1 protein-coding gene is annotated in these 475 nt (G+C 45.1%); it reads right to left on the bottom strand.

Annotation, left to right across the window (positions count from 1 at the left end; translation table 11 throughout):
- On the bottom strand, positions 1 to 475 hold a 475-nt coding region (locus NE664_13650; GenBank protein ID MCQ4727677.1), incomplete at both ends, for an AraC family transcriptional regulator.

The raw sequence follows: 475 nt of genomic DNA, 5'->3' as shown, positions 1-475 counted from the left end.
CCCGAACCCTGGATTCTGTCGTAAGCAGCAGTTCTCTGGCCTTTTCCATCCGTATCCTGATCAAATATTCGGAAAACGTGCTCTTATACGTATTTTTAAACAGCGTACTGAAATAGGACGGGTTAAAATGGTATTTCTCTGCAACGCTTTCCAGATTAATCTCATCCATATAATGATTTTCCAGATACTCCCCACAGTCGGTCATAATATCCCGCCCGTTTCCCTCTTTCTGGCAGTTCAGTTCCTTTCCCAAGTCCAGAAAGAAGGCGTAGAGGCTTCGTTTCAGCAGCGTCAGAGTCTCTGCCTTCTGCAGACTGCTGATCTGTAAATTAGCCTCTTTTTTAAAGTTTCCTGAGATGAGAACCTCGAAATTTCTCATGATCTGAAACAGCGCAAATATCACTCTCTGCTTTAACAGCACCGGAGGCGAAAAGAGGGTTTTGACCCCTTCATCGATCTCGGCAGCCAGAAGTTC

The sequence above is a fragment of the Anaerotignum faecicola genome (genome assembly GCA_024460105.1).
GTDB lineage: Bacteria > Bacillota > Clostridia > Lachnospirales > Anaerotignaceae > JANFXS01.
Note: the sequence above shows the minus strand (reverse complement) of the source record. Positions and strands in the feature narration are given on the sequence as shown.